Annotated in this window: 21 protein-coding genes and 1 tRNA gene; 17 read left to right on the top strand and 5 right to left on the bottom strand. The window is 73.2% G+C overall.

Translation table 11 applies throughout. The features are described from left to right. The first annotated feature begins 22 nt into the window (after positions 1–22). The 3 genes from ACFFHC_RS00600 (at position 23) to ppk2 (ending at position 4,645) form a co-directional block, all read left to right on the top strand. Positions 23–1,927 carry an ABC-F family ATP-binding cassette domain-containing protein gene (locus ACFFHC_RS00600; RefSeq protein WP_379802518.1) on the top strand — a complete coding sequence of 635 codons (1,905 nt, stop codon included), beginning with the start codon at positions 23–25 and terminating at the stop codon, positions 1,925–1,927. A gap of 118 nt (positions 1,928–2,045) precedes the next feature. Continuing rightward, positions 2,046–3,407 carry an FAD-dependent oxidoreductase gene (locus ACFFHC_RS00605; protein ID WP_070704276.1) on the top strand — a complete coding sequence of 454 codons (1,362 nt, stop codon included), beginning with the start codon at positions 2,046–2,048 and terminating at the stop codon, positions 3,405–3,407. 107 nt (positions 3,408–3,514) lie between these two features. Further along, positions 3,515–4,645 (top strand): polyphosphate kinase 2, encoded by a 1,131-nt coding sequence (gene ppk2, locus ACFFHC_RS00610; protein ID WP_237769735.1) that lies wholly within the window; start codon positions 3,515–3,517, stop codon positions 4,643–4,645. A gap of 16 nt (positions 4,646–4,661) precedes the next feature. Here ppk2 and ACFFHC_RS00615 read toward each other — a convergent pair whose 3' ends face one another. Next, complete coding sequence (locus tag ACFFHC_RS00615) at positions 4,662–5,201, bottom strand: MarR family winged helix-turn-helix transcriptional regulator (protein WP_269148632.1); 540 nt, start codon at positions 5,199–5,201, stop codon at positions 4,662–4,664. A gap of 122 nt (positions 5,202–5,323) precedes the next feature. Here ACFFHC_RS00615 and ACFFHC_RS00620 point away from each other — a divergent pair, with 122 nt between their 5' ends. The 7 genes from ACFFHC_RS00620 (at position 5,324) to pth (ending at position 10,283) form a co-directional block, all read left to right on the top strand. Next, positions 5,324–5,689: a nuclear transport factor 2 family protein gene (locus tag ACFFHC_RS00620; RefSeq protein WP_070704279.1), complete on the top strand. Its 366-nt coding sequence runs from the start codon at positions 5,324–5,326 to the stop codon at positions 5,687–5,689. Between the two features lie 3 nt (positions 5,690–5,692). Next, the gene (locus ACFFHC_RS00625) at positions 5,693–5,893 is read left to right on the top strand and encodes a hypothetical protein (protein ID WP_070704282.1); all 201 of its coding nucleotides are present in this window, start codon (positions 5,693–5,695) and stop codon (positions 5,891–5,893) included. 23 nt (positions 5,894–5,916) lie between these two features. Continuing rightward, positions 5,917–5,995 (top strand) — tRNA-Gln (locus ACFFHC_RS00630). A gap of 137 nt (positions 5,996–6,132) precedes the next feature. Further along, positions 6,133–7,605 (top strand): bifunctional UDP-N-acetylglucosamine diphosphorylase/glucosamine-1-phosphate N-acetyltransferase GlmU, encoded by a 1,473-nt coding sequence (glmU, locus tag ACFFHC_RS00635; protein WP_070704285.1) that lies wholly within the window; start codon positions 6,133–6,135, stop codon positions 7,603–7,605. Positions 7,606–7,648: 43 nt separating this feature from the next. Beyond that, a complete protein-coding gene (locus ACFFHC_RS00640) occupies positions 7,649–8,674 on the top strand; it encodes a ribose-phosphate diphosphokinase (RefSeq protein WP_070704288.1) in 1,026 nt (341 codons plus the stop codon). Positions 8,675–8,899: 225 nt separating this feature from the next. Continuing rightward, positions 8,900–9,571: a 50S ribosomal protein L25/general stress protein Ctc gene (locus tag ACFFHC_RS00645; protein ID WP_070703510.1), complete on the top strand. Its 672-nt coding sequence runs from the start codon at positions 8,900–8,902 to the stop codon at positions 9,569–9,571. A 103-nt stretch (positions 9,572–9,674) separates the two neighbouring features. Beyond that, positions 9,675–10,283 carry an aminoacyl-tRNA hydrolase gene (gene pth / locus ACFFHC_RS00650; RefSeq protein ID WP_101850087.1) on the top strand — a complete coding sequence of 203 codons (609 nt, stop codon included), beginning with the start codon at positions 9,675–9,677 and terminating at the stop codon, positions 10,281–10,283. A 14-nt stretch (positions 10,284–10,297) separates the two neighbouring features. Here the strand turns inward: pth and ACFFHC_RS00655 are convergent, their stop codons facing one another. Genes ACFFHC_RS00655 through mshD form a run of 3 tightly spaced genes read right to left on the bottom strand, consistent with a single transcriptional unit; the run spans position 10,298 to position 14,424 of the window. Next, a complete protein-coding gene (locus tag ACFFHC_RS00655) occupies positions 10,298–11,224 on the bottom strand; it encodes an NUDIX hydrolase (protein ID WP_070703512.1) in 927 nt (308 codons plus the stop codon). Beyond that, the gene (locus ACFFHC_RS00660) at positions 11,221–13,491 is read right to left on the bottom strand and encodes an RNA degradosome polyphosphate kinase (protein WP_379802519.1); all 2,271 of its coding nucleotides are present in this window, start codon (positions 13,489–13,491) and stop codon (positions 11,221–11,223) included. Before ACFFHC_RS00660 ends, ACFFHC_RS00655 begins: the two co-directional genes overlap by 4 nt. 42 nt (positions 13,492–13,533) lie before the next feature. Then, entirely contained in the window at positions 13,534–14,424 is an 891-nt protein-coding gene (gene mshD / locus ACFFHC_RS00665) for a mycothiol synthase (RefSeq protein WP_070703514.1), read from the bottom strand. Positions 14,425–14,658: 234 nt separating this feature from the next. Between mshD and ACFFHC_RS00670 the strand changes: the two genes are divergently transcribed. Then, entirely contained in the window at positions 14,659–15,459 is an 801-nt protein-coding gene (locus ACFFHC_RS00670) for a hypothetical protein (protein WP_379802520.1), read from the top strand. 39 nt (positions 15,460–15,498) lie between these two features. Beyond that, positions 15,499–16,008 (top strand): heme-binding beta-barrel domain-containing protein, encoded by a 510-nt coding sequence (locus ACFFHC_RS00675; RefSeq protein ID WP_070703516.1) that lies wholly within the window; start codon positions 15,499–15,501, stop codon positions 16,006–16,008. Positions 16,009–16,081: 73 nt separating this feature from the next. Here the strand turns inward: ACFFHC_RS00675 and ACFFHC_RS00680 are convergent, their stop codons facing one another. Next, positions 16,082–17,233: an LCP family protein gene (locus tag ACFFHC_RS00680; RefSeq protein WP_070705722.1), complete on the bottom strand. Its 1,152-nt coding sequence runs from the start codon at positions 17,231–17,233 to the stop codon at positions 16,082–16,084. A gap of 64 nt (positions 17,234–17,297) precedes the next feature. Here ACFFHC_RS00680 and ygfZ point away from each other — a divergent pair, with 64 nt between their 5' ends. The 5 genes from ygfZ (at position 17,298) to ACFFHC_RS00705 (ending at position 21,829) form a co-directional block, all read left to right on the top strand. Then, entirely contained in the window at positions 17,298–18,389 is a 1,092-nt protein-coding gene (gene ygfZ, locus ACFFHC_RS00685) for a CAF17-like 4Fe-4S cluster assembly/insertion protein YgfZ (RefSeq protein ID WP_141494942.1), read from the top strand. Between the two features lie 142 nt (positions 18,390–18,531). After that, complete coding sequence (locus ACFFHC_RS00690; protein ID WP_379802521.1) at positions 18,532–19,590, top strand: DUF2382 domain-containing protein; 1,059 nt, start codon at positions 18,532–18,534, stop codon at positions 19,588–19,590. 81 nt (positions 19,591–19,671) lie between these two features. Beyond that, positions 19,672–20,664, top strand: coding sequence for an asparaginase (locus tag ACFFHC_RS00695; RefSeq protein ID WP_379802522.1), 993 nt, complete (start codon positions 19,672–19,674; stop codon positions 20,662–20,664). Next, positions 20,664–21,032 (top strand): DUF2516 family protein, encoded by a 369-nt coding sequence (locus tag ACFFHC_RS00700; protein WP_083323734.1) that lies wholly within the window; start codon positions 20,664–20,666, stop codon positions 21,030–21,032. Before ACFFHC_RS00695 ends, ACFFHC_RS00700 begins: the two co-directional genes overlap by 1 nt. Beyond that, positions 21,029–21,829, top strand: a complete 801-nt coding sequence (locus ACFFHC_RS00705) for an alpha/beta fold hydrolase (RefSeq protein WP_237769847.1) — start codon at positions 21,029–21,031, stop codon at positions 21,827–21,829. The genes ACFFHC_RS00700 and ACFFHC_RS00705 overlap by 4 nt, the downstream gene beginning before the upstream one ends. Positions 21,830–22,303 lie beyond the last annotated feature (474 nt).

A 22,303-nucleotide genomic window follows, 5' to 3' on the forward strand; every position in this document is an offset into this window, starting at 1 on the left:
CGGCCCACGTAGGGTGACCGCCGTGAATCCCCCCGCGAACCTGCTCAACTGCGAGGGCCTGCACCTGGTGTACGGCACCCGCACCCTCCTCGACGACGTGACCCTCGGGCTCAACGACGGGGACCGCATCGGCGTGGTGGGGCGCAACGGCGGGGGCAAGTCCACCCTGCTGCGGGTGATGGCGGGTCTGGCCCAGCCGGACTCCGGGCGCGTGGTGCGCTCCCGCGGGGCCACGGTGGGCATGCTGCGCCAGCGCGACGACATCGCGGCCGACGCCACCGTGCGTGACGTGGTGCTGCCCGGCCTGGCCGAGCACGAGTGGGCGGCCGACGCGCGGGTCCGCGGGGTGCTCACCGGACTGCTGGGCGGACTCGACGCGGAGGGGCTGGGCGGACTCGACCAGCCGGTGGCAGGCATGTCCGGTGGCGAGCGGCGGCGCATGGCGCTGGCCGCGCTGCTCGTGGAGGACCCCGACGTGCTGCTGCTGGACGAGCCCACCAACCACCTCGACGTGGAGGGTGTGGCCTGGCTGGCCGAGCACCTGCGCACCAGCCGCCGCTCCGGGCAGGCGCTCGTGGTGGTCACCCACGACCGCTGGTTCCTCGACGCCGTGGTGGAGAACACCTGGGAGGTCGTCGAGGGCGCGGTGCACCAGTACGAGGGTGGGTACGCGGCCTTCGTGCAGGCGCGCGCCGAGCGTGCCCGCGTCGAGCAGGCCACCGAGGAGAAGCGGCAGAACGTCCTGCGCAAGGAGCTCGCCTGGCTGCGCCGGGGTGCACCGGCGCGCACGAGCAAGCCGCGCTTCCGCATCGAGGCGGCCGACGCCCTCATCGCCAACGAGCCCGAGCCGCGCGACGAGGTGGCCCTGGCGCGCTTCGCGACCACCCGCCTGGGCAAGGACGTGTACGACCTGGTGAACGCCACCGTCCGCGTTCCGCCGGGCGCCCCCGAGGACGAGCAGACCACCTTGCTCGAGGGGCAGACCTGGCGCCTCGGCCCGGGCGACCGGTACGGCGTCGTCGGCGTGAACGGCGCCGGCAAGTCCACCCTGCTGCGCGTGCTGCTGGAGCAGGTGCCGCTGGCCTCCGGCAAGCTCAAGGTGGGGCGCACGGTGCAGCCGGCCATCCTGTCCCAGGACCTCCACGAGCTGGACGAGGTGGCGGGCATGACCGTCATCGACGCCATCACGATGGTGCGCAGCTACACGGTGCTGGATGGCAAGGAGGTCTCGGCGAGCTCGCTGGCCAAGCGGCTGGGCTTCTCCGGGCAGCGCCAGCAGAGTCGGGTCTCGGACCTCTCCGGTGGGGAGCGGCGGCGCCTGCAGTTCGTGCGGCTGCTGCTGGACGAGCCGAACGTGCTGATGCTCGACGAGCCGACCAACGACCTCGACATCGAGACGCTGACCTCCATGGAGGACGTGCTGGACGGCTGGGCCGGCACGCTGCTGGTGGTGAGCCACGACCGCTACCTGCTGGAGCGCATGGCCAACCGCCAGGTGGCGCTGCTGGGCGACGGGCGCATCCGCGACCTGCCCGGCGGGGTGGAGCAGTACCTGGAACTGCGGCGCGAGCGGCGCGGGGCGGGGCGCGGCACCGGGCGGGGCGGGCGCGACGTGGTCGAGGCCGTGGCGGCGGCCTCGGGTGTGGGGCCGGGGGCCGGTGCGGGAGGTGCGTCGGGTGCCTCTGGCTCGTCCACGGCCTCGGGACTGAGCCCGGCCGAGGAGCGGGCCCTCACCAAGGCCATGGCCCGCGCCGAGAAGCAGATGGAGAAGGCCACCACCGAGCTGGAGAAGGTGCACGCCGAGATGGCCGAGGCCGCCATGGACCCCGAGCGGCTCACCACGCTGTCGGCCCGGGAGGCCGGGTTGCGTGAGCAGCACGACGCCGCCGAGGCCGAGTGGCTGGAGGCCGCCGAGCGCTTCGGCTGACCCCGGTCGTCGGCGCCCGCCCGTGTGGAGGACGCGCCCCGGGCCGTTGGTAAGGTTGACCTATCCCCCTTTCGCCCTGCCCGTCGTGGCGGGGCGCGTCCCCGAGTGAGAGGTCCCCATGCGCCCTGTGAAGGTTGCCGTCATCGGAGCCGGCCCGGCCGGCATCTACGCCGCGGACATCCTGACCAAGGAGCACGAGTCGGCCACGGTCGACGTCTACGACCGCCTCCCGGCGCCCTACGGCCTGGTGCGCTACGGCGTGGCCCCGGACCACCCGCGCATCAAGGAGATCGTGAAGGCCCTGCGCCGTGTGCTGTCCGGCGACCGCCTCCGCTTCATCGGCAATGTCGACTTCGGCACGGACATCACGTTCGAGCAGCTGCGGAAGCACTACGACGCGGTCGTCTTCGCCACCGGCGCCATGGCCGACCGCCCGCTGGACATCCCCGGCATCGACAAGAAGGGCTCGCACGGCGCCGCGGACTTCGTGAGCTGGTACGACGGCCACCCGGACGTGCCGCGCGAGTGGCCGCTCGATGCCGAGTCCGTGGCCGTCATCGGCGCCGGCAACGTGGCCCTGGACGTGGCGCGGATGCTGGCCAAGCCGGCCGACGAGCAGCTCACCACCGAGATCCCGGCCAACGTGTACGAGGGCCTGAAGGCCAACCGCGTCAAGGACGTCCACGTGTTCGCCCGCCGTGGCCCGGCGCACCTGAAGTTCAGCCCGATGGAGTTCCGCGAGCTCTCCCACAGCCCCAGCGTGGACGTGGTGATGACCGAGGAGGGCTTCGAGATCGACGACGCCGGCCAGGCGGCCATCCAGGCGGCCAAGTCCACCAAGCTCGTGGTGGACACGCTGCTGAAGTACCTGGAGAAGGAGCCCACCGGTGCCCCGCACCGCATCCACCTGCACCTCATGCAGGCCCCGGTGGAGGTGCTCGGCGACGAGTCGGTGACCGGTCTGCGCACCGAGGTGATGCAGTACAACGGCGACGGGACCGTCTCCGGCACCGGCGAGTTCAAGGAGTGGGACGTGCAGGCGGTCTACCGCGCGGTGGGCTACCTGTCCTCCCCGCTGGAGGGCCTGCCGTTCGACCACGCCACCGGCACCATCCCGCACGAGGCCGGTCGCGTCATCGAGGACGGCGCGCCCAAGGAGGCCGCGTACGTCACCGGCTGGATCAAGCGCGGGCCGGTGGGCCTCATCGGGCACACCAAGTCCGACGCCAAGGAGACCATCGAGTCGCTCATGGCCGACCTCGAGGCCCTGCCGGCCCCGGCCGGGTCGCCCGACGAGCTGCTGGCCGAGCTGCGTGCCGCCGGCGTGGACCTCACGCTCTTCGACGAGTGGGAGCGCCTGGACGCCCACGAGATGGCGCTGGGCGAGGCCGAGGGGCGCGAGCGCATCAAGGTCGTGAGCCGCGAGGACATGATCGCCGCGGGCCGGGCCACTGCCGCCGAGGCAGCCGCCACCGCCTGACCGGCCTCGCGCGCCGGGGGTCCTGACCGGCGGCGGAGGATTGTCGGGGAAACGACGCGTGGTCGTAGGCTGGGGGTGCCCCATCCACACACAGTCTGGAGGCCCAGATGGCCACGTCCAAGCGTCCGTCCACCACCAAGGCAGCCGCCGCGGCCAGCACCTCCCGCTCCACCGCGGGCAGCGGTCGGAAGGCCGCGGAGAAGCCCGCCCGGAGCGCCCAGGCGACCTCCGCCGCGCCCGCCGAGGCCCCCGCCCCGGAGGACGAGGACCTCGAGGAGCGCCTGGACGCCGCCGCCGAGGACGTGGACCCCGCCCAGGTGCCGATCCTGGCGGACGCGGCCAACCCGGACCCGGAGATCGCCGCCCGCCTCGAGGAGCTCCACACGGCGCTCGCGGAGCGCGGCACCCCGGTGGGCAAGGACTCCTGGCGCCACGGCTACCCCTACGACGCCAAGCTGAAGCGCGCTGAGTACGAGGCCACCAAGCGCGACCTGCAGATCGAGCTGCTCAAGATGCAGCACCACATCAAGCGCAGCGGCGAGAAGATCGCCATCCTCTTCGAGGGTCGCGACGCTGCCGGCAAGGGCGGCTCCATCAAGCGCTTCACCGAGCACCTCAACCCCCGCGGCGCCCGCGTGGTGGCTCTGGAGAAGCCCACCGACCGCGAGCAGTCGCAGTGGTACTTCCAGCGCTACGTGCCCCACCTGCCCAGCGGCGGCGAGATCGTCTTCTTCGACCGCTCCTGGTACAACCGCGCCGGCGTGGAGCGGGTCATGGGCTACTGCAGCCCCACCGAGTACCAGGAGTTCATGCGCAGCGCCCCGGAGTTCGAGCGCATGCTGGTCAACTCCGGCATCCACCTGTTCAAGTTCTGGTTCTCCGTGGGCCGTGCCGAGCAGGCCGCCCGCTTCACCAAGCGCCACACCGACCCGGTGCGCCACTGGAAGCTCAGCCCCACGGACGTGGCCTCGCTGGACAAGTGGGACGCCTACACCGCGGCCAAGGAGGCGATGTTCTTCTACACCGACACGGGTGACGCGCCGTGGACCGTCATCCGCTCTAACGACAAGAAGCGCGCCCGCCTGGAGGCCATGCGCGTGGTGCTCTCGCAGATGGACTACCCGATGAAGGACGAGAAGGTCGTGGGCACGCCCGACCCCAACATCGTCCTCTCGGCCAAGGACGCCGTGGACGACGGGGAGACGAGCCCCGCGCCGAGCTTCCCCACCGTCCGCTGAGGCCCCGCGCCGCCGCTCAGTGCTCCAGGCGCGTCAGCACCTGGCGCAGGGCGGCGGCCATGTCGGCCTGCTCGTCGGCCCCGATGCCGGCGAGCAGCTCCCGCTCGTGGGCGAGCAGCTGGGTCATGGCGGCGTCCACGGCCTCGCGCCCGGAGTCGGTGAGGCGCACGATGACGCCGCGCCGGTCGGTGGTGGACCGCTCGCGCTCCACGTGGCCGCGGTCCACCAGCCGGTCGATGCGGTTGGTCATGGTGCCGCTGGTGACCAGGGTCTGGGCCACGAGGGCCCCGGGGGAGAGCTCGTGGGGTGCGCCGGCGCGGCGCAGGGCCGAGAGCACGTCGAACTCCCACGGCTCGAGCGACCCGGCGCCGAAGGCCTCGCGGCGGGCGAGGTCGAGCAGGCGGGCCACCCGGGAGATGCGGCTGAGGACGGCCAGCGGCTGCAGGTCGAGGTCGGGGCGCTCGCGCTCCCAGGCCGCCAGCACCAGGTCCACCTCGTCGTGCAGCGGGCCGGGGGTTGCCGCGTCGTCGGCGGTGGGGCCGGGGGGCTGGGTCATGTCGTCAGCCTACGCCGGCCGAGAATCTCGATGTCGAGACTCTCGCCCCGTGTGCCGGGCGCGGGCCGCGGCGCCCCCGACACCCTCCCCGCCGCCACCGCCGCGGGTGCGAGGATGACGGCATGACCGATCGCTCCGCCGCCGAGGCCGCCGTCCGCTCCTACTACCAGGCCGTCGACGCCGACGACGTGGACACCCTCATCGGGCTCTTCGCCGAGGACGCCACCTACGAGCGTCCCGGCTACGAGCCCTTCGTGGGCCACGACGCACTGCGTGCCTTCTACACCGGTGACCGCGTCATCGCCTCCGGCGCGCACACCGTGGACGCCCTGCTCGTCGACGGCGACCAGGTGGCCGTCCACGGCCGCTTCGAGGGCACCCTCAAGGACGGCAGCGCCTCGGCCGTGCGCTTCGCGGACTTCTACGTGCTCGACGAGCAGGCCCGCTTCACCCGCCGCACCACCTTCTTCCACACCGCGGCGGTCTGACCGATGGCGAACGCGTCCGCCGTCGTGCCGGCGCTGCTGGTCTTCGTGCTGCTCGCCGCGGTCGTGGTGCTGCTCGTGTGGCTCATCGCCCGCAGTACCCGTCGCTCGGCGCAGTTCCACGGCGTCGACCAGCCGGGCACGTCCCCGGCTCCCGGTGCCGACGAGCCCGGTCCCACCGACCGGGCCGCCCGCCGCGACGCGTAGGCTGGCCCGGCCCTGCGGGGCGTTCCCCGGTTGCTCTGCTGGTAGGGGCCGCCTGACTTTGAATCAGGACTAGGGACGTAGGTTCGATTCCTACCCGGGGAGCCGTGGCGGGCCGGCCCGCGCGCAGCGCCTGCCGGCCCGCGCCGCCGGAAGGCCCCCGGCCCGACGCAGTAGAGTCGCTGGCGAACGAGGCGGCCCCACCGGTCGCCTGCGCCCCCTCACCGATCGCTGGAGTCCTCTTGAGCACTGCCAAGCCTGCTGCCGTCATCGTCCTCGCCGCCGGCGAGGGGACGCGGATGAAGTCCACCCTCCCCAAGGTGCTGCACCCCATCGGTGGGCGCACGCTGCTGGGCCACGCGCTGCACGCCGCGCGTGAGGCGGGCCCGCAGTACCTCTCCGTGGTCGTCCGCCACGAGCGCGAGCGCGTGGCCGCCCACGTGGCCGAGGTGGACCCGCAGGCCCTCATCGCCGACCAGGACGAGGTGAAGGGCACCGGCCGCGCCGCCGAGGCCGGTCTCGCGGTGCTGCCCGAGGACCTCTCCGGCACCGTCATCGTGACGATGGGCGACGTGCCGCTGCTGACGGCCCAGACCCTCACCGACCTGACCGCCGCCCACGAGGCCGCCGGCGCCAGCGTCACCGTGATCACCGCCGAGCTGGAGGACCCCACCGGCTACGGCCGCATCGTCCGCGACACCGACGGCTCGGTGCGCAAGGTGGTGGAGCACAAGGACGCGCTGGCCGCCCGCGAGGCCGGTGGCGAGGACGCCGACGTGCTCGACGTGCGCGAGATCAACTCCGGCATCTGGGCCTTCGACGCCGCCGTGCTCCGCGAGTTCCTGCCGCGCCTGGGCACCGACAACAGCCAGGGTGAGAAGTACCTCACCGACGTGCTCGGCCTCTCCCGCGAGGCCGGCGGCACCGTGGCCGCCCACGTGATCACCGACACCCTGCAGACCGAGGGCGTCAACAACCGTGCGCAGCTCTCCGAGCTCGGCGCCGAGCTCAACCGCCGCATCGTGCGCCACTGGCAGATGGAGGGCGTCACCGTCGTCGACCCGGCCACCACCTGGATCGACACCGGCGTGACCCTGGGCCGCGACGTCGTGGTGCGCCCCAACACCCAGCTGCTGGGCGCCACCACCGTCGGCGACGAGGCCGTCATCGGCCCGGACACCACCCTCACCGACGTGGAGGTGGGCCGCGGTGCCTCCGTGGTGCGCACGCACGGCGAGCTCTCCACCATCGGTGAGGGCGCCAGCGTGGGCCCGTTCGCCTACCTGCGTCCCAACACGCAGCTGGGCACCGACGCCAAGATCGGCACCTTCGTGGAGACCAAGAACTCCACCATCGGCACCGGCACCAAGGTGCCCCACCTCACCTACGTGGGCGACGCGGAGATCGGCGACCACTCCAACATCGGTGCCTCGTCGGTGTTCGTGAACTACGACGGCGTCACCAAGTCCCGCACCCGCATCGGCAACCACTGCCGCACCGGCTCGGACACGATGTTCATCGCCCCGGTGACCGTGGGCGACGGCGCCTACACCGGTGCCGGCACCGTGGTGCGCAAGGACGTGCCCGCCGGTGCCCTGGCCATCACCGTGGCCCCGCAGAAGAACATCGAGGGCTGGGTGCAGGAGAAGCGCGCCGGCACCGCGGCGGCGCAGGCGGCCGACGAGGTGGCGCGCGAGCGCTCCACCGAGGACTGAGAGACTGGCCCCAGAACCCCACGTCCCGAGTGATGGAGAAGCGATGAGCGACCAGGGTGCCCCCGCCGCGACCGAGGGCGAGCACGCCCCGCTGGCGATCCAGCGGACCACGGAGAAGAACCTCATGGTGTTCTCGGGCCGGGCGCACCCCGGGCTCGCCGCCGACATCGCCCACGAGCTGGGTTCGCAGGTGGTGCCCACCGAGGCGTACGAGTTCGCCAACGGCGAGCTGTACGTCCGCTACAACGAGTCGGTGCGCGGTTGCGACGCGTTCGTGGTGCAGGCCCACACGGCGCCCATCAACACCTGGCTGATGGAGCACCTCATCATGGTGGACGCGCTGAAGCGCGCGTCGGCCAAGCGCATCACCGTGGTGCTGCCCTTCTACGGCTACGCCCGCCAGGACAAGAAGCACCGCGGCCGCGAGCCGATCTCCGCCCGCCTGGTGGCCGACCTGTTCAAGACCGCCGGTGCCGACCGCCTCATGGCGGTGGACCTGCACACCGCGCAGATCCAGGGCTTCTTCGACGGGCCGGTGGACCACCTCATGGCCATGCCGATCCTGGCCGACCACGTCAAGGAGAAGTACGGCGACGAGGACCTCGTGGTCGTCTCCCCGGACGCCGGCCGCATCAAGGTGGCCGAGCAGTGGGCCGAGCGCCTGGGCAACCGGCCCCTGGCGTTCATCCACAAGACGCGCGACATCACCCGCCCCAACGAGTCCGTGGCCAACCGCGTCATCGGCGAGGTGGAGGGCCGCATGTGCGTGCTCGTGGACGACATGATCGACTCCGGCGGCACCATCTGCAAGGCCGCCGACGCGCTCATGGAGGCCGGCGCCAAGGGCGTCATCATCGCCGCCACGCACGGCATCCTGTCCGGCCCGGCGGTGCAGCGTCTGCGTGACTCGGTGGCCCGCGAGGTCATCCTCACCGACACCCTGCCGATCGCCGAGGAGAACCGCTTCGAGGGGCTCACGGTGCTGTCCATCGCGCCGCTGCTCAGCCAGGCCATCCGCGAGGTGTTCGAGGACGGCTCGGTGACCAAGATGTTCGACGGCCGCGCCTGACGCGGCGCCCGCACCCGCCCCCGGGGCGGGACAGCGGTGGCCGGGGCCGGATTTCGGCCCCGGCCACCGCTGCGTCTACACTTCCTCGCACTGAGCTTCGGCGAGGGGCCGCCCACAGGGGCAGGCCCGTGATCGACGCGGCGACGAACCCAGGCCCTGCACTCCACGGGGCAGGTCTTCCTCGCGGCCCTCGCCACCCCACCGAGGAACACCTGAGGAGAGCACATGGCCGGCAAGACCATCCAGATCAACTGCACCGAGCGCACCACCTTCGGCAAGGGCGCTGCCCGCCAGGTCCGTCGCGAGGGCGGCATCCCCGCCGTCGTCTACGGCCACGGCGAGGGCCCCTTCCACGTCGTGCTGCCGGGCCACGAGGCCTTCATCGCCCTGCGCCACACCAACGCCCTGATGACCCTGACCTGGGGTTCCGGTGAGGACCGCCTGGTGCTGGCCAAGGACGTGCAGCGCGACCCGATCAAGCCGATCATCGAGCACGTCGACTTCGTCATCGTGAACCGCCACGAGAAGGTGGACGTGGACGTCACCATCCACGTGGAGGGCGAGGCCGCCCCGGAGACCGTCGTCTCCGTGCCCACCTCGACCGTCACCGTCAGCGCCCCTGTGCTGGACATCCCGGAGTCCATCGTCGTCTCCGTCGAGGGCGCCGAGGCCGGCACCCTGGTGCACGCCTCCGACCTGGAGCTGCCGGAGGGCGTCGAGCTCGTCACCGACCCGGAGGAGACCATCGTCAACGTCTCCGAGACCATCTCCGCCGAGGCCCTGGAGGCCGAGCTCGCCGAGGCCGAGGAGGAGGCCGGCATCGAGCACGACGAGTCCGACGAGGAGGCCGCCGAGGCTGCCGAGTCCGAGGGTGGCGAGGACGAGAAGTCCGAGTGACCTGCCGCGCCGTCCCCCGGCGCACCGTGTGACGCGGGGCCCTGCCACGATGGTGGGGCCCCGCACCCGTGTCCGGCGGGGTGCCGCCGAGGAAGGACGTCCGATGGAGCTCGACGAGGGGCCGTGGCTCGTGGTGGGGCTGGGCAACCCGGGCCCGCGCTACGCCGGCAACCGCCACAACGTGGGGGCGATGGTGGTGGCCGAGATGGCCGCGGCGGCGGGCGTGCGCCTGGCGGCGGCCAAGCAGGCGAGGGCGGTCAGCGCGGAGACGCGGCTGGGCACCTTCCCCGGCGGGCGCCCCGGTCCGCGCGTGGTGCTGGCCACCCCGCTGGACTACATGAACGTCAGCGGCGGCCCCGTGAGCGCCCTCGCGCGGTACCACCGCATCGAGCCCGACCACGTGGTGGTGCTGCACGACGAGCTCGACATCGACTTCGCGGCGGTGCGGCTCAAGAAGGGCGGTGGTGAGGGCGGGCACAACGGCCTGCGGTCCATCACCCGGTCGCTGGGCACCAAGGATTACTTCCGGGTGCGCCTGGGCATCGGCCGCCCGCCGGGCCGCATGGAGGTGGCCGACTTCGTGCTCAAGGACTTCTCCTCCACCGAGCGCAAGGAGCTGCCCTTCCTGCTGGGCGACGGCGCCGATGCCGTGGAGCGCCTCCTGCTGACCGGCCTGGAGGCCGCCCAGCAGGTGCACCACTCACCGCGCTGAGCGCGGCGCGGGGCTCACCAGGTCTCGCTGGCCAGCACGCGGGCGGACTCGCCCTGCCCGGTGCCGTGCAGCACCACCATGCCGCCCTTGCGCATGCCGGTGCGCGCGAGGTCCAGCACCGTGGCCTCCTCGGGGGAGCCGGGCTCGGTGTGCTCGGCGGCGGCCTCCAGCATCGAGGGGAGCACCGGGCCGTGGGAGCACAGCACCGTGCTGCGCCCCTTGGCCAGTGCCTTGCGCACGTGCCGGGCGGCCTTGTGCGGCTCGGCCTCGAAGCCCTCCTCGGACAGGCCCCGCTTGAGCCGCGGCTTGAGGGCGGAGAGGGCCACGAAGGGGGCGACCGTGTCGGTGCAACGGGCCGACGGGGAGGACACGATGCGGTCCACCCCGAAGGCCTGCAGCGTGGTGGCCAGCACCTTGGCGTCCTCGAAGCCGCGGGGCACCAGGGGTCGCTCCCAGTCCGGGCCGTCCCAGCGGCGGCGCTCCAGGGCCAGGGCGTGGCGCAGCACCACCAGCACCCAGGTGTCCAGCATGCCGTGGTCGTCCAGCTCCAGCAGCCGGTCCAGCTGCTCGCGGTCGTGGGGGTAGCTGATGCGGCGCCGGGCCTGGTCCGGGGACAGCCAGGCCACCTCGTCGACCTCGTGCTGCAGGTCGCCCAGGTCGCCGGTGACCCGGCCGGCCCAGTAGTGCACCTGCTTCACGCCGCCGCTCGGCATCCGATAGCGGGCGGTGGGCAGCGGCAGACCCAGGCTCACCTGCAGGGAGGCCTCCTCGGCCACCTCGCGGGCGGCCGTCCACGGCAGCAGCTCGCCGGGGTCCAGCTTGCCCTTGGGCCAGCTCCAGTCGTCGTAGTGGGGCCGGTGCACCATCGCCACCTGCAGGCGACCACGGCGCCGGCGCCAGGGCACGGCGCCGGCGGCCTGGACGACGCGTTCGCGGGTCATCGGCGGCTCTCCTTGCGTGCGCGGGTGTAGTGCTTCTCCATCTCGAAGTGCATCTCCTTCAGGGGACGTCCCTCGCCGTCGGTGTGTCGTCGGGTCCACAGGCCGTCGCCGTCGAGCTCCCAGCAGGCGGTGTCGGGCGCGAAGGCGGTGTCGAACAGCCAGTCCACGTGGTGCACGTGGTCCACGTCCTGCAGCCGCACCATCGCCTCCACCCGCCGGTCCAGGTTGCGCGGCATCATGTCCGGCGACCCGATGAAGGCGCGCACCGGGTTGTGCGGGTCGCCCGGGACCCCCACCACGAGCGCGCGACTGTGCTCCAGCAGCCGCCCCACGATCGAACGGACGCGGATGTTCTCGCTGAGGCCGGGCAGGCCGGGGCGCACCGTGCAGATGCCGCGCACCCACAGGTCCACCTCCACCCCGGCCCCAGAGGCCCGGTAGAGCGCGTCGACGACCTCCTGGTCCACCAGCCCGTTGCCCTTGAGGCGGACGCGGGCCCGGTGCCCCGCCCGGGCGCGCGCGCACTGCTGCTCCACCAGCTCCAGCACGCCCGTGCGGGCCGTGTGGGGACCCACCAGCAGCCGGGAGAAACGGGCCCCGGGGGCAATCCCGGAGAGCTGGTTGAACAGACGGGTCACGTCCTCGGTGACCTCGGGGTCGCAGGTGAGCAGGCCGAGGTCCTCGAACACCCGGGCCGTCCCGGGGTTGTAGTTGCCGGAGCCCACGTGGGCGTAGCGCTGCAGCCCGCCACGCTCCTGGCGCACCACGAGGCACACCTTGGCGTGCGTCTTGAGCCCCACCTGGCCGTAGACCACGTGCACCCCGGCGCGCTCCAGCTCACGCGCCCAGCTGATGTTGTTCTCCTCGTCGAACCGGGCCTTGATCTCCACCACCGCGAGCACCTGCTTGCCGGCCTCGGCCGCGTCCACCAGGGCGCCGATGATGGGCGAGTTTCCGTTGGTGCGGTAGAGGGTCTGCTTGATGGCCAGCACGTCGGGGTCGGCGGCGGCCTGCTCGAGGAAGCGCTGCACGGAGGTGCTGAACGAGTCGTAGGGGTGGTGCAGCAGCACGTCGCGGTCCCGCATCGCGCTCAGCACGTCGACCTCGGTGGCGCTCTCCACGGGCGCGAGGTCGGAGTGGGTGTGCGCCTGCATCACCGGCCAGCGCAGGGGCATCAGGTGCAGGTCGGCCAGCGTCTCCAGGCCCCGCAGGTCCAGTGGGCCGGGGAGGACGTACACGTCCGGGCCGGCCACGCGGAGCTGCCGCTTCAGCATCGAGAGCACCTCGGGGGTCATCGACGCCTCGGTCTCCAACCGGACCGGGGGGCCCTGGCGCCGGCGGGTGAGCTCGCGCTCCAGGGCGGTGAGGAGGTTCTCCGACCCGTCCTCGTCCAGGGCCAGGTCCTCGTTGCGCGTGACCCGGAAGGTGTAGGTCGAGCGCACCTCCATGCCGGGGAAGAGCAGGGACAGGTGCGCCCCGATGAGGTCCTCGATGGGCAGGAAGCGGATGCCCGACTCCGAGCGGACCAGCACCTCGTCGCTCTCGTGGACCCCGAGCCCGTGGCAGACGCGCAGCAGCCGGGGGAGGGCCGGGGGGACCTTCACCCGGGCGAAGTGGTCGCTGAGGGTCCGGGGGTCGGTGAGGGTGACGGCGAGGTTCAGCGAGAGGCCGGAGATGTACGGGAAGGGGTGGGCGGGGTCCACCGCGAGCGGGGTGAGCACGGGGTAGACCTGCTCCACGAAGAGGTCCTCGAAGTACTGCTTCTCGTGCGCCGCGAGCTCCTCCCAGCGCACCACCCGCACGTTCTCCCGGTCCAGGGCCGGCAGGACGTCGTCGTGGAGGAGGCGCGCGTGCTCGTCCATGAGAGCGTGCGCGCAGCGGCCCACGGTCGCGAGCACCTCGTGGGGGTCCTGGCCGGAGGGGGTGCGGACCGCCAAGCCGGTGGCGATGCGCCGCTGGAGCCCGGCGACGCGCACCATGAAGAACTCGTCGAGGTTGCGGGCGAAGATCGCCAGAAAGCGCACGCGCTCCAGCAGGGGGATGGTGCGGTCGGCCGCGAGCTCGAGGACCCGCTCGTTGAACTGCAGCCAGCTCGTCTCACGCTCGAGGAAGCGGTCGGCGGGGAGGTCCCCGTCCGCACCTGGGACCGTGTGCACCGCCCGGGGCCGAGGGGGGTGGATGATGCGGGAGCCCCTTCGCTGCGTCGACGGGGCTCCGGGGTCGTGCTCCTGGGGTGAGTCCGCTCCAGGAGCTGTCGAGTCCACCATGCCGCCCATCGTAGGAGGGCCCGGCGGTGCGCTGCCGGCCCCTCAGGCGGCGGGGCCGTACTGCACGTCCACCGCGGCACGCTCGAACCCGAGCCGGCCGTAGGTGCTCACCGCTGCCTCGTTGTCGCCGTCCACGTAGAGCTCCACGGTCTCCACGCCCTGCCCGGCCAGGTGGTGCAGGCCCACGAGGGTCGCCGCCCGACCCAGGCCCTCACCCTGCCGGTCGGGGTCCACGCCCACCACGTACACCTCGCCGACGGGCAGCTCGTCGACCTTGGTCCAGTGGAAGCCCACCAGCTCGCCCTCGTGCTGCTCGTCCACCAGGAGCAGGAAGCCGGCGGGGTCGAACCAGCCCTCCTCGGTGCGGGCGGTGAGGTCCTCCTGCGTCATCCGCCCCTGCTCGGCGTGGTCGGCGAACGCCCGGGCGTTGAGGCGCAGCCAGGCCGCGTCGTCCCGGCCGGGCTCGAAGGCGCGCACCGAGACCCCCTCTGGCAGCCGCACCGGCGGCAGCTCGGAGAACTCCCCGGCGACGGGCCGCTCCATCCGCCACAGGGACCGCAGCGGCACCAGGTCGCGGGACGCGGCCAGGCGCCGGCCCCCGTCCAGGTCCCCGTGGGCCCACAGGCGCAGCTGCGGGTCCACCTCGCGCAGGGCGTCCAGGAGGCTGCCGCCCAGGCCGGCGCGGCGCACCTCCGGGTCGGTCACCACCTCGGCGGACCCGTGGGCGAGGGTGCCGTAGCCCACGAGACGGTCCCCCTCGGTGGCCAGCACGTGGGTGCGCCCCGGGGTGCGGTGGCGCAGCGCCAGCAGCGACTCCTCGTTGAGGGGGTCGACCCCGTCGGCCCGCCCGGCCCGGCGTGCCAGCTCGGCCACGGCCTGCAGCTCGGCGTCGGTGAGAGTCTCGGCGGGGCGGTGTGTCAGGTCCGGCGACATTGGTCCATTCCACCACGGCGCCGCGTCACCGGCGGGGCTGGATGCGGTGACCCGGGTCGCCCGCGGCGCGGAGGGGGGCCTCCCGCGGGCCGAGCGCGTCGAGCGTCGGGGCCGGGCGGACGCCGCCTCCGGGACGAACCGTGAGGACGGGGGGCAGTGCCGTAGGTTACGGGCAGCGGGGCGCCCGGCCCCGTTCCCGCACCCGTTCCCCGTGCCGCCCCCTTGGAGGTCCCCGTGCCGTCCCAGGCCCCGCTCCCCGGAGATGCCGGCGCCCCTGCCGAGCGCGGGCGCGTGACGGCTGCCCTGGCCGCCGGGGCCACGGCCTCGACCCTGGCCCTCACGGCGTGGGGCGGGGAGCCCCTGCTCACGACGGCCGTGGCCGCCGTCGTCGGTGCGGCGGTGGCCCTGGGCTGGGGCCGGATGCTGGACCTGCCCGCCCCGCGCGGGACCGTCGCGGTGCTGCTCGTCGTGGTGGCGCTGGCCGTGGCCGCGGCCCTGACCAGTCGCCTCGACGACCGGGCCTTCGGGGTCTCGGTGTGGTGGGCACTGCCGGTGGCCGGTGGGGTGTGGGCCTCCCTGGCGCACCAGGTGTGGCGCGGCGACGGCCGGCCGCGTGTGGTGGACGTGCTCACCGCGGAGGTGTTCGCCGTCCTCGTGGTGGTGGCCGGCTTCCTCTGGGGCTGGTCCGGGCCGGCCACCGTGGCCGTGGCTGCCCTGGGGGTGCTGGTGACCGCCGTCGGTGACGCCCTCCTGCCGACGCGCCGGTGGTGGGCCTGGGCAGGGGGCGCGGCCGTGGCCACCGCAGCCGCCCTGCTGCTCGGCGGCTGGCAGCACCTGAGCGGTGCCGGTCGGGTGCTCCTCGTGGGGGCGGCGCTCGTGGCGCCGGCCGTCTCGCAGGCCACCCGGCTGGTGCTGCTGCGCCTGCCCGCGGTGGCCAGCGGTGCCTCCGGGGGCGTCGTCGCGGGGCTCGTGAGTGTGGCGCTCACGGGTATCGTTGCGGGCCTGTCCGCGATGCTGGGCCCGGTCCTCGCCTGATCGACGGCCCACCCGCCCACCCCGTCACGCAGGAGCGCCATGGTCTTCACCATCGACCCCGACATGTCCCCCCGCCTGGCCCCGCTGGCCTGGCTCCTCGGCCGCTGGGAGGGCGCCGGTGTGGTCGGCTACCCCGACCGCGAGTCGGGCAACTTCGGCCAGGAGCTCGTGGCCACCCACGACGGGCAGGACTACATCACCTGGACCAGCCGTGCGTGGATGCTCGACGAGGACGGGCGCCCCGGGGAGGTCCTCGCCGTGGAGAGCGGCTTCTGGCGCCCCGAGGGGGAGGACGGCGAGTTCGTGCTGCTCCTGGCCCACCCCACCGGCTACGTGGAGCAGTACTTCGGCCAGCGTCACCCGGAGCGTCCCAGCATCGAGCTGGCCACCGACGGCATCCTGCGCACGGCGGGCGCCGCGGAGTACACCGCGGCCAAGCGGCTCTACGGCCTGGTGAACGGCGACCTCATGTGGGTGATGGACATGGCCTACGGCGGTCACCCCCTCACCAGCCACATGTCGGCGCAGCTCAAGCGCGTGGAGGGCTGAGGCCGGCACCTCCCGGGACGCACGGAGGGCTCGCACCCCGCTGGGGTGCGAGCCCTCCGTGCCTGGGCCACCCTCAGAGCGAGTCGTTCCGCACCTTCTCGCCGAGCGCGCGGATACCCGCCCAGTCCGGGACGACGATGCTCTGGCGCCCGTCGGGCGACCAGCCGATGCTCGCCCAGGGGGCGGTCTGGTAGGTCACCGTGCCGCCACCGGTGATGAACCTGCGCCCGATGCCGCGGATCTCCTTCGGCGAGAGGCCGGCGCTCACCCGGACGTTGCGGGTGCTGGCGTCCAGGATCCGCTGCACCTTGTTGGGGTTCCGTGCCACCTCGGCACTGCGGGCCGCGTCGAAGACGCCGCTGAGCACGGCCATCTGCCGCTCACCACGCCCCATGTCGCCCAGCTTCAGGGTCTTGCGCTCGCGGACGAACCGCAGGGCCTCGGCCCCGTCGTCCAGACGGACGGTGCCCTCGGGGAACTCAGGGGAGGGCTGCGGATTGCGGACGGTCACGCCACCGAGGGCGTCCACGGTGGACGAGAAGCTCTCGAAGTCGGTGACGACGACGTCGGTCACCGGCACGTCGAGCGCACCCTGGAAGGTCTGCGCCAGCAGCGGGGCACCGCCGGCGGAGTAGGCGTAGTTGAGCTTGTCGAAGCCGTGGCCGGGGATCGGCACCCAGAGGTCGCGGGGGAAGTGCACGAGCGTCACCTTGCTCCCCGAGGCGTTCATGTGGGCCAGGATCATGACGTCCGAACGGACGGCCCCGTTGCTGCGCCCGTCGTCCTCGCCCACGATGAGGATGTTGCGGGTGCCCTCGGCGCCGCGGCTGGGGTTCTGGGCCTTCTCGGCGGAGTCGCTCGGCGCCGTGACGGTGCCCTTCGCGCCCTTGTCCGGCTTCCCGTCACCGGTGACGTCCTTGAGGTACCGCGAGGCCTTCTCGGTCCCGCCCCCGTCCGTGCCGGAGCCCTTGCCGTCGCCCGTCGGGCTCTCGGTGCCACCGTCGCCGCCGTTGTCCGGGGGCGTGCTCGGGGTGGTGGTGGATGGCAGCAGCTGGTCGTCCACGGTGATGTTCTTCTCGAGGGTGTCGTTGGCGCGCCACACCCAGACGGCGGCCAGCACCAGCAGGAGGGCCAACAGCGCCGCGACGGTGCCGCACCCCCAGCGCCACCAACGGCGCCCGCCGTGGCCGCGCTGGCGGGTCGTCTCCGGGATCTTCGTACTCATGGCGGACACAGTAGGGGCCCCGGCTGGGAAGGGCCGGCGACCTGCGCGCGTTGGCCGGAGTGTGATGACGCAGACGTCCCCTGAAGACCCCGCCCACCCCTCGCCCTCCCCACTCAGCGCACGGCCCGGCGCGGTGCGCCTCGGCTCGCCGGTGGCGCTGCACCACGGTGATCCGCTCAAGGAGCAGCGGCTCCTCGAGGAGGGGCTGGCCGTGGTCGACCTGGGGGACCGCGGTGTGGTGACGGTCACCGGGCCGGACCGCCTCACGTGGCTGCACAGCCTCGTGACGCAGGACCTGGCCGGGCTGCCGCCCCACCACTCGGCGGAGGCCATCCTCCTCACCCCGCAGGGCCGCATCGAGCACGTTCTGCACGTGGTGGACGACGGCGAGACCACCTGGATCACGACCGACCCCGGCCACGCCGCGCCGCTGGCCGCCTTCCTGGACTCGATGCGGTTCATGCTGCGGGTCGAGGTGGCCGACCGCAGCGACGACCTGCGTGTGTTGGGCGAGCCGGTGGCGGCCGAGGGGCTGCCCGGCGAGCCCCCGGTGTGGCGGGACCCCTGGCCCGGGCCGGTCGGGGAGACGGCGGTGCGTACCGCGCCGGAGCTCGGGCGCCACCCCGGTGAGGGGTGGGCGTGGCGGGAGGTGGTGCTGCCCGCCGACGAGGTGGAGGCCTGGGTGGGCGACCGCCCGCTGGCCGGCCGGTGGGCGCTGGAGGCCCTGCGGGTGGCGGCCTGGCGACCGGCGGCCGACGAGGTCGACGAGCGCTCCATCCCGCACGAGCTGGACTGGCTCCGTACGGCGGTGCACCTGCGCAAGGGCTGCTACCGCGGGCAGGAGACGGTGGCGCGGGTGCAGAACCTGGGCCAGCCACCGCGGCGGCTGGTCTTCCTGCACCTCGACGGCTCGGGGCACGAGCTGCCGGTCGTGGGCGCCGAGGTGCGCTCCGGGGCCGTGGCCGGGGAGCCGGGCTCCGGCCGGGTGGTGGGCCGGCTCACGAGCGTGGCCCGCCACCACGAGCTGGGCCCCATCGGGCTCGCGGTGGTGAAGCGTTCGGTGGACCCCGGGGAGCCGCTCACCGTCGACGGGACGGCCGCGGCCCAGGAGGTGGTGGTGGCGCCCGGTGGCCGCCCGGCCCGGCGGCGCCCCTGAGACACCTGTGTGACATAGGTCACATGATTGCGGTTGGTTCCGTGACCTTTCGCAAATACTGTGGATCCGAACCCCCCGGTCCTCCCGGGTGGGAGACCTGAGACGGACACGGCTCGCGCTTCGGGCCCGAAGGAGTACAGCAATGATCAGCAAGGAGCAGCTAGAGGACCTGCGAGGCCGCGACCTGTTCGGCGCCGGCAACGAGAAGGTCGGGTCCATCGAGGACATCTACCTCGACGACCAGACCGGTCAGCCCGCCTGGGCCACGGTCAACACCGGCATGTTCAGCGGCAACAGCTTCGTGCCGCTGGACGACGCCACCATCGCCGAGGGTGGCCTCTCGGTGCCCTACACCAAGGACAAGGTGAAGGACTCCCCGCAGATCGAGGCCGGCCAGCACCTGGACGCCGAGCACGAGGTGGAGCTGTACCGCTACTACGGCGTGCAGTTCGACGGCGACACCACCCAGACCGAGGCCGGCTTCGCGGGTGACCGCGTCGAGGCCGCCGACGTGGAGCGCGACAACACCGGCGCCGACTTCGGCCGTTGGGACGGCGCTGCCGCCGGCACCGCTGCCGGCACCGCTGCGGGCACCGGCCTCGCCGCCGGCGACGCCACCGCCAAGGCCGACTACGACCGCCAGTATGGCTCGGAGTCCGAGATCGACGTGGAGCGCGAGCGCGCCCTGGAGGCCGACCAGGCTGCCGGTTTCGCCGACCGCGGCACCGACGCCACCACCGCCGTGCCCACGGCTGCCGCCTCCACCGGCTACGCCGGCGAGCGCACCGCCGACCGCGGTCTGGCCGTCGACGGCGAGCGCACCACGGTGACCCGCCACGAGGAGCGCCTGAACGTGGGCAAGGAGCGTCGCGAGACCGGCTCCGTGCGCCTGCGCAAGTTCGTGGTCGAGGAGGACGAGACCATCTCCGTGCCGCTGGAGCGCGAGTCCGTGGAGATCGAGCGTCGTGAGATCACCGACGGCCAGCCGGTGGGCGCCTGGGACTTCGCCGACGACGAGCTCGAGGTCCGCCTCGTCGAGGAGCACCCGGTGGTCTCCAAGGAGGTCTACGCGGTGGAGGAGATCGGCCTGAACAAGAAGGTCGTCACCGAGAACCGTCAGGTCACCGAGCGCCTGCGCCGCGAGCGCGTCGAGATCGAGGGCGCCGACGACGCCCAGCTCGACGGCCGCGACCGCGTCTGAGCGATCCGCTGACCCGCTGACGCGGCCCCGCCCCACCGGGCGGGGCCGCGTCGTGCGTGCGGGCTGGACTACCCTCGCCGCGTGACCGCTCCCAACTCGCACCACAGCCCCCTCGCTGAGGCCCCCGTGGTCGCCCACGTCGTGCGGGGCGACCTCGTGGAGTCCGTGCACCACGGCCTGGCCATCCTCACCGCGTCGGACGGAGGGGTGGAGCGGGCCGTCGGGCCGGTGAACGTGCCGATGTTCCCGCGCTCGGCCAACAAGCCGATGCAGGCCGTCGGCATGCTGCGCGCCGGGGCTGCGCTCTCGGGCCGCCACCTCGCGCTGGCCTGTGCGAGCCACTCCGGCGAGGCCTTCCACCGCGAGGCCGTGCTGGAGATGCTGGCGTCCGCGGGCCTGGACGCCTCCTTCCTGCAGAACACGCCCACCCTGCCGGGGGACGAGCAGGTCCGGGCCGACTGGCTGGCCGCCGGCCACGGCCCCGACGCGCTGGTGCAGAACTGCTCCGGCAAGCACGCCGGCATGCTCGCCGCCTGCGTGGCCGCGGGGTGGAGCACGCAGACCTACCTGGACGCGGCCCACCCGCTGCAGGTGACCATCCGCCAGGCGGTGGAGGACCTCTCCGGCGATGCGGTGGAGCACGTGGCGGTGGACGGCTGCGGTGCCCCGGTGATGTCGCTGACGCTGGCCGGTCTGGCCCGGGCGTTCGGGCGCATCGCGTCGGCCCCCGAGGGGCCAGAGCGGGCCGTGGCCGACGCGATGCGGGAGAACCCCCAGTACGTGGGCGGCACCCATCGCGAGGTCACCGCGCTGATGCGTGCGCTGCCCGGCGCGGTCGCCAAGGACGGCGCCGAGGCCGTGCTGGCCCTCGGGCTGCCGGACGGCCGGGGCCTGGCGGTGAAGGTCGCCGACGGTGCCGAGCGCGCGCTGTGGCCGGTGGCGGTGGAGCTGCTCCGCGCCGCCGGCGTGGAGAACGAGGCCCTGGGCCGCATCGGTGCGGTGCAGGTGATGGGGCACGGACGGGCCGTCGGCTCGGTCGTGGCCACCGGGATCGTGGGCGAGGAGGCCCGTTGATGGACATGGTCGTGCTGAGCATCCTGCGGTTCGAGACCTGGGTGCTGGCGGTGCTCGCCGTGGTGGCGCTCGTGGTGGAGGTGCGGGCGCTGCTGCACGTGCTCACTACCCGGGTGGACGCCTTCCCAGCCGCGGACGCCCGCACCAAGGTCTTCTGGGCCGTGGTGCTTGGTCTGTGCACCCTGCTGGGCGCCTACCAGGTCTGGGTGCTGGGGAGCCTCGTGGCGCTGGGGTCGTGGACGACCTTCCCGCCGCTGGCGCTCTTCGGCCTCATCGCGGTCACCGTGGCGGGCGTCTACCTGGCCGACACCAAGCGGCGCATCGAGGGGATCCTGGCCAACGCCCAGACCCCCGGCCGCCTGTGGTGAGCCTGCCCGGCCCGCAGACGCACCTCGAGGACGGGCCGGAGGGCCCGCTGGAGGTGTTCGCCACCGGGCGGGGCGAGCCGGTGACGGTCTACGCGCACGGGCTGGCGGGCAGCATCACCTCCACGCGGCCGTTCGCCACCGGGGTGGTCGGCGGCTCGGTGTTCCTGCACCAGCGGGGCCACGGGCGCTCCCTGGCGCCCGACGGCGGCTGGGACTACGGCCATCTGGCAGCCGATCTGCTCGCGGTGGCCGACCGCCACGGGGCCACCCGCGCGTTGGGGCTGAGCATGGGGGCGGGCGCCATCACGCGGATCCTGGCCGAGCAGCCGGACCGCTTCGAGCGGGCCGTCCTGGTGATCCCCGCCGTCATCGACGCCACCCGCGAGGACGCCGCGCTGCGCCGTATGGAGCGGATGGCTGCGCTCGTGGAGGCTGGTGACGCCGACGCCCTCGAGGCGTGGCTGCTGGCCGACCAGCCCGCGGCGGTGCGTGACCAGCCGGCGGTGCGCGCCTTCTGCCGCCAGCAGGCCGAGGCGCTGCTGGGCACGGGGGCGGCTACGGCGCTGCGGGCACTGCCGGGCGCCCACCCCATCGACGACCGGGCCGCCCTGGCCGCGGTGAGCGCCCCGGTGCTCGTCATCGGGCAGGAGGACGACGACGCGCACCCGGCCTCGGTGGCCCGTGGGCTGGGCGAGGCCCTGGGCAACGCGACGGTGGAGGTGCTGCCGCCTGGCGGGCTCATCTGGGCCCACCGCCAGCGGGTCCGCGAGCTGGTGACGGGCTTCCTGAACGCCTGAGAGTAAAGACTCGCTCAAGGTTCGTTGCGGCAGTTGAATCCTGGCTTCGGGGGGGGGGATAGTCCTCGCAGTCGACTACGAGGGGAATTGTCATCCATGAAGAACATTCTTGCCATGCTCGGGGTGGTCATCCACGGCATCGAGGACAAGTGCCCGCAGCGTTCGCGATGAAATGTTGACTTCGCTGGATGGGGGGCAGGCGTTGCCTGCCTCCCCCCATCCAGCCGATGGGGGGAGATGTGATGGACTGGGTTCAATTCGGGTCGGCATGGGTTGCTGGGACTCAGCTGGTCAGGAGGGCATGAAGGTGGGGCGCGTCGACGGTGGGTACGAGGCCGATGCCGTGGGGGCAAAGTGGCTCATCCGATCTGAGGGTGTAGCCGGGGTCTGAAGCCGCCGGCTTCGAGGAGGGATCGGGCGACGTCGTGGGTCAGGGTGCGGAAGCCGAGGGCGGAGCCGCGGAGGTGCTCGAGG

It is taken from the genome of Kytococcus schroeteri, assembly GCF_042433515.1.
Lineage (GTDB): Bacteria > Actinomycetota > Actinomycetes > Actinomycetales > Dermatophilaceae > Kytococcus > Kytococcus schroeteri.

Excerpts from the sequence above, each read along its gene's own strand:
- ACFFHC_RS00605 (WP_070704276.1), top strand. The coding sequence starts at position 2,046 with ATGCGCCCTGTGAAGGTTGCCGTCATCGGAGCCGGCCCGGCCGGCATC.
- ppk2 (WP_237769735.1), top strand. The coding sequence starts at position 3,515 with ATGGCCACGTCCAAGCGTCCGTCCACCACCAAGGCAGCCGCCGCGGCC.
- ACFFHC_RS00615 (WP_269148632.1), bottom strand. The coding sequence starts at position 5,201 with ATGACCCAGCCCCCCGGCCCCACCGCCGACGACGCGGCAACCCCCGGC.
- ACFFHC_RS00620 (WP_070704279.1), top strand. The coding sequence starts at position 5,324 with ATGACCGATCGCTCCGCCGCCGAGGCCGCCGTCCGCTCCTACTACCAG.
- ACFFHC_RS00625 (WP_070704282.1), top strand. The coding sequence starts at position 5,693 with ATGGCGAACGCGTCCGCCGTCGTGCCGGCGCTGCTGGTCTTCGTGCTG.
- ACFFHC_RS00640 (WP_070704288.1), top strand. The coding sequence starts at position 7,649 with ATGAGCGACCAGGGTGCCCCCGCCGCGACCGAGGGCGAGCACGCCCCG.
- ACFFHC_RS00645 (WP_070703510.1), top strand. The coding sequence starts at position 8,900 with ATGGCCGGCAAGACCATCCAGATCAACTGCACCGAGCGCACCACCTTC.
- pth (WP_101850087.1), top strand. The coding sequence starts at position 9,675 with ATGGAGCTCGACGAGGGGCCGTGGCTCGTGGTGGGGCTGGGCAACCCG.
- ACFFHC_RS00655 (WP_070703512.1), bottom strand. The coding sequence starts at position 11,224 with ATGACCCGCGAACGCGTCGTCCAGGCCGCCGGCGCCGTGCCCTGGCGC.
- ACFFHC_RS00660 (WP_379802519.1), bottom strand. The coding sequence starts at position 13,491 with ATGGTGGACTCGACAGCTCCTGGAGCGGACTCACCCCAGGAGCACGAC.
- mshD (WP_070703514.1), bottom strand. The coding sequence starts at position 14,424 with ATGTCGCCGGACCTGACACACCGCCCCGCCGAGACTCTCACCGACGCC.
- ACFFHC_RS00675 (WP_070703516.1), top strand. The coding sequence starts at position 15,499 with ATGGTCTTCACCATCGACCCCGACATGTCCCCCCGCCTGGCCCCGCTG.
- ACFFHC_RS00680 (WP_070705722.1), bottom strand. The coding sequence starts at position 17,233 with ATGAGTACGAAGATCCCGGAGACGACCCGCCAGCGCGGCCACGGCGGG.
- ygfZ (WP_141494942.1), top strand. The coding sequence starts at position 17,298 with ATGACGCAGACGTCCCCTGAAGACCCCGCCCACCCCTCGCCCTCCCCA.
- ACFFHC_RS00690 (WP_379802521.1), top strand. The coding sequence starts at position 18,532 with ATGATCAGCAAGGAGCAGCTAGAGGACCTGCGAGGCCGCGACCTGTTC.
- ACFFHC_RS00700 (WP_083323734.1), top strand. The coding sequence starts at position 20,664 with ATGGACATGGTCGTGCTGAGCATCCTGCGGTTCGAGACCTGGGTGCTG.